Source organism: Acidobacteriota bacterium (assembly GCA_035471785.1).
Classification (GTDB): Bacteria; Acidobacteriota; UBA6911; order RPQK01; family DATIPO01; genus JANQFM01.
Genome location: DATIPQ010000006.1, coordinates 1 through 4,348, shown reverse-complemented (window position 1 = coordinate 4,348; position 4,348 = coordinate 1). Strand labels below are relative to the sequence as shown.

At 65.7% G+C, this 4,348-nt stretch carries 3 protein-coding genes; all 3 read right to left on the bottom strand.

Going from position 1 to position 4,348, the window contains the following annotated elements; all coding sequences use genetic code 11:
- A partial coding sequence (locus tag VLU25_01070; GenBank protein HSR66507.1) for a hypothetical protein occupies nucleotides 1-620 on the bottom strand: 620 nt, incomplete at its 3' end.
- Nucleotides 621-664: 44 nt separating this feature from the next.
- Nucleotides 665-1,426, bottom strand: a complete 762-nt coding sequence (locus VLU25_01065; GenBank protein ID HSR66506.1) for a hypothetical protein — start codon at nucleotides 1,424-1,426, stop codon at nucleotides 665-667.
- Between the two features lie 237 nt (nucleotides 1,427-1,663).
- The coding region (locus VLU25_01060; GenBank protein ID HSR66505.1) for an ABC transporter permease at nucleotides 1,664-4,348 on the bottom strand (2,685 nt) is incomplete at its 5' end.

Below are 4,348 nucleotides of genomic sequence, written 5' to 3'. Positions count from 1 at the left end.
GAGAGGATGGCCTTGGAGCCGTCCTTGAAGGTGAGCACGTAGTCCAGCCCAGCGGCCGAGGGCGTTTCCAGTTTCATCACCCCCGACTCGGAGGTTCCGGGAGTGTAGCTTCCCGAGGTCAGGTTGCAGACGCCTGCGTCGAGTTGGCGCACCACCCGGTTGGGAAAGCGGATGGTGGCTCCGCCGGCCGTCGTGTAGGTGAAGTTGGAGCGGATCAGCACCTGGATGAAGGGACTGGCCGAGCACACCTGGGTGCTATCCCGCCACTGCAGCTCACCCTTGCTGCCCAGTACCTTGAAAGTTCTGGCCGTGGTGGTGAGCTGCATGGAGATGCCCTGGGTCACCGGCCCCGGCGGATCGTAGAACTCCGAAGTCCAGATCTTGGAGCTGTAGGTGAGGGCGCCGCGGTGGTCGAGTCCGCGGCCGGCCCGCTCGAAAAGCGGGATGTTGACCTCCAGCGAGCCCGTGCCCAGGTTGACCGAGTCCACCGACTCGAACTGATAGCTGCCGAAGGGCACCACGCCCCTCAAGTTGTGATTGCTCACGTAGGCGTCGGACTGGGCCCAAAGCGGGCCGCACGACAGCCACAACAGAATCAAGGCACAGATAATGCGTTTCATGGGGGGTATCCGTCTATGCTATGCGCCCGAAGGCGGGATCGGTCTCAGTTGAAGAGGGATTCCTCGAGGGGACGGTTGAAGAGCACCTCGGCGAAGACGTACTCGCCCACCTTGCGGGCGCCCGAGAAGACTTCGACCCGGTGCGGCCAGAGTACGCCCTGCACGCGGCGGTAATCGGCGAAGGCCAGCACCACCGGAATGTCGACACGTCCGTCGTCGGGATGGAGAAAGTAGGTCAGCCGTTGGATGCGCCCGCCGGCGTCGACTTCCACTTCCTGGCGCAAGGCGGCTTCAGCTTCCTCGGCCACCTCGGGGCGGACGTCGGAAGGAAACAGGGGAGCCACCAGGACGCGATCGGTACCGGCCTCCGTCCCCTCGAGGGGCGCGATCCGATGCCGTGGCTGGGCGATCCAGAGCGCAAGGGCGAAAACAGGCATGGCCTCCAGGCCCTGTCCGGCGTACTGGGGGGCGGCCAGAAGGCGGCGGCCGCGGGAGTCTTCGGCAAAGGAGTTTGCCGGGGTCAAGGCACTGTCGATAACGCTGGTCTGCACTCCATCGTTGGTCTGCATCTCCCAGCGCACCCGGCCCCAAGCATCAGCCGCGGCCCAGAAGGGCGTCTCAGAGGGCGCATCGAAATGCAGGTCAACAAAGAACCCGGCTGCCTCCACCGTGTGCAAAGAGCCGGGAGCGGCGCCTGCCGCGTTGGCGGCCCGCTGAAGGGCGCTCAGCGCCGAGGGGTCTTTCTCCTGGGCCGCGAGCGTCTGAGCAAGAAAGGAACACAAGACAAACAGGTACAAAGCAATCAAGTCACGACGCGTACCGGAAAGGCGCGCCGAAGGGGGGGTAAGCATGTTGCGCTGAAGGCAACCTCCGTGACCGCCGCCGAGCCGGGTGCGGAAACCGATCCGCCCTTGAAGGCTCGAAGCAAGGCCGTCAATCTCCCATTATCGACATCCCTATTCCTAGATCAAGAGAAATGTCCTGTCATAGCAAATTTTTGTGGCAGGATTCTTGCATGCCAGGTCGCCTCTCGGCCCGGAAAGCTACTCGCGCAGCAGGGCTATGGGGTTGGTGCGGGTGGCGCGCCGGGCCGGCAGGAGGTTTGCGGCCACAGCCACGCCCAGCAGGAGCAATGCCGCAGCGGCATAGGGCAGGGGCTCGCGGGGGGCCACCTGGAAGAGCAGGCCCTCGATCAGGCGCGAGGTGAGCAGGGCTCCGGCAAGCCCCAATCCCAGACCGGCCAGCACCGGCCACAGTCCCGAACTGAGGACGCCGCGCAGGATGTGGCGCCGTCCGGCTCCCAGGGCCATGCGGATAGCGATGGCGCGAAGGCCTTGAGTGACGGTGTAGGAGATGACCCCGTAGATCCCCACCACGGTGAGCAGCAGCGCCAGCAGGGCCAGGGCCCCGATCAACTGAGTACGGAAGCGGGGAGCCGAGCTGGCCTGGGCCAGCACCTGGTCCATGCTGCGCACCTCGGAAACGGGCAGCAGCGGGTCCAGGCGCCGCACTTCGTCGCGCACGGTGCCCGCCAGCGCCTCAGGGCGCTGAGCGGTTTTGACCACCGTCGTCATGCGCCTTCCGTCCCAACTCATGATGCTCTGCGACTCGGACAGGTAGATGCGCGGGGGAGCCTCCTCCTCCAAACGGAGGTGCTTGACGTCTTCGACCACCCCGATGATGCGGACGTTCTCGGCGCCGGCCACCCGGATGGCCTTGGAAAGCGCGTCCTGGCCGGGCCAATGGCGCTGGGCCAGGGTGCGGTTTATGATGGCCACGGGCGGCGACTGGTCATGGTCGCGGCTGTCGAAAGTGCGTCCCGAGAGCAGGCGGATGCCCATGGCCTGGAAGTAGTCGCCTCCCATGGTCCGGGTCTGGGCGCTGAGGGACCGGCCGGGCTCAGGCTTGGGCTGGTCGGCGGGCGAATAGCCCATGCCGTTGAAGCTGCCGCCCAGGGGAAGGATGGATATGCGTCCCACCTTTTCCACCGAGGGGATGGACTCCAGGCGTTCCTGCAACTGGTCGAAGAAGGCTGCCCACTGGGGTGGAGCTTGGTAACGCGATCGGGGCAATTCCACCCGGAACGTCAGAACGCCCGAGCTGGAGAGGCCGGTGTCGGTGGAAGTGAGATTCCAGAGGCTGCGCAGCAGCAGTCCCGAGGCGGTGAGCAGGACCAGCGCCAGCGACACCTGAACCACCACCAAAGCTCCCCTCAAGCGGGTGCTGGAGCGTCCGCCGCTGAAAGTGCGTCCGCCGTCGTGGAGCGACTCGGCCACTTCGTCCCGTGTGGAGCGCCAAGCCGGCAGCAGTCCGGCCGCCAAACCGGTGAGCAGGCTGACCGCGGCCGTGAAGAGCAGCACCCTCCAGTCGATGCTCACCTGCTCGGCGCGGGGCAGGAAGTCGCGGGCAATGGAATAGAAGAACTCCATCAGTCCCAGAGCCAACAGCAATCCGGCCGCTCCTCCCGCCAGGGCCAGCAGAAGGCTTTCCATCAAGGAGTGGCGCAGGAGCCGCAGGCGTCCGGCCCCCAGCGCGCTGCGCAAGGCGAACTCGGCCTTGCGGCTGCTGCCCCGGTTGAGAAAGAGATTGGCCACATTGACGACGGCGATGGCCAGCAAGAAGGCGACGGCGGCCATCAGCACCCATAGCGAAGCCCTCACGTCCCCCAGCATCGACTCGCGCAGCGGCTCCAGCACCACCGCAAGTTCGGGATCGAGGTCGGGATGCTCGGCCAGGATGGTGGGAGTGACGGCGTTGAGAGCCTCCTGCGCCTCTTGCAGGCTCACACCCGGGCGCAGGCGGGCGATGCCGGTATAGGAGTGGGAGCCGCGGTTGGGCAGGCGGTCGGGCGGCAGGCCCTCGAGTCCCAGCGGACGGAAAAGCAGGCGGCGGTCGGTACTGCCTCCCAGCGCCGGATCCTCGAAGTCCGGCCCCAGCACGCCGACCACCTGATGGGGCCGGTCGTCGAGCTGGATCTCCAGTCCGACGACGTCGTCGCGTCCAGCGAACTTGCTCTGCCAGAAGCCGTAGGTGAGGATGACGACAGAGTCCTGCCCGTCCACGTCGTCCTCCTCTTGAAAGATCCGTCCTTTCAGAGGCTTGACGCCCAGCACCTGAAAGAAAGGCCAATTGACCTGGCCCGCCAGGATGCGTTCGGCTTCACCCACTCCCGTCAGATTGGGGCTCCACTCGTCGAAGGCGGCAGCACCCGAAAAGACGCCCGAGCGTTCCACCCAGTCCACGAAATTGAGGTAGGAGACGGGACGACGGTCGGCGGCCCGGTCGCCGGGGTCGAGCAGCCTTACCAACTGGCCGGGAGACTCGTAAGGCAGGTCGCGGAGCAGGACGCCGTTGACGATGCTGAAGATGGCGCTGTTGGCGCCGATGCCCAAGGCCAGGGTAAAAATGACGGCCAAGCCGAAAAAAGGCGCCCGGCGCAGGGAGCGCAGAGCCTGGCGAACTTCGAGAGAGATGTTTTTCATGACTGCTCCTGGATTGAATGGAGAGGGACGCGGAGGCAGATGGGAAGCGCGGCGATGTTCCGAGGGGAGATTGATGAGCAGATCCCAGGCCGAGGCGCAAAAGGCGCCCACCAGCCCTCTCAATCCCCTGCGGCGCGCGGCGTCCTCGGCCAGCCGCCTGAAGAGTTGCAACTGTTCCCGCCTCATGGAACGGTGGGCTCCGCTCTCGGGCAGCAGCCCCAAGAGACGGGCATAAATCCAGGTCAG